The organism is Virgisporangium aurantiacum (genome assembly GCF_016863635.1).
GTDB lineage: Bacteria > Actinomycetota > Actinomycetes > Mycobacteriales > Micromonosporaceae > Virgisporangium > Virgisporangium aurantiacum.
Genome location: NZ_BOPG01000208.1, coordinates 1 through 577 on the forward strand (window position 1 = coordinate 1; position 577 = coordinate 577).

The window sequence follows — 577 nt, forward strand, 5'->3', positions numbered from 1 at the left end:
GCAGGCGTGGGGGCCGGCGTCCAGGACTGCTCCGCCGCGCCTGCCGCGCCTGCCGCGCCTGCCGCGTCGGTCGTATCGGCAGGTGGGCCGGTGAGGTCGGCGAGGGTGGTCGGGGTGAGGTGCAGGTCGGGTTGGGCATCGGCCAGCATCACCGCCCGCCGCTCCGGCGGATACTCCGGATCCACGGGCAGACAGACGCCACCGGCATACCAGACCGCCAGCATCGCCACGACCAGATCGACCCCGCGGGGCAACTCCACCGCCACGATCGGCTCAGCGGGGCGGGACCCACCGAGCCGGGTCTGCAGGTGCCGGGCCAGCTGACCGGCCAGCCGGCCGGCGAGGTGACGGGCCCGGTCGTGCAGTTGACCATAGGTGATCTCTTCCCGGATCTCGCCGGTCGCGTCGACCACCGCCGGATGACCCGGCCGCGCGGCCGCGTGTGCAGCGATCCGCTCGTGCACCACCCAGCCATCCAGCCCACCCCCACCAACGTCAGCGCCAACGTCAGCGCCTGCGCCTGCGTCGGTGTCCGCGTTGTGCGGAACAGGGGTGGTGGAGAGGTGTCGGAGTTGGG

At 73.3% G+C, this 577-nt stretch carries 1 protein-coding gene; it reads right to left on the reverse strand.

Annotated features, from left to right (window positions below):
* The coding region (locus tag Vau01_RS63075) for an AMP-binding protein (RefSeq protein ID WP_204015517.1) at nucleotides 1-413 on the reverse strand (413 nt) is incomplete at its 3' end.
* Between the last annotated feature and the right edge of the window lie 164 nt (nucleotides 414-577).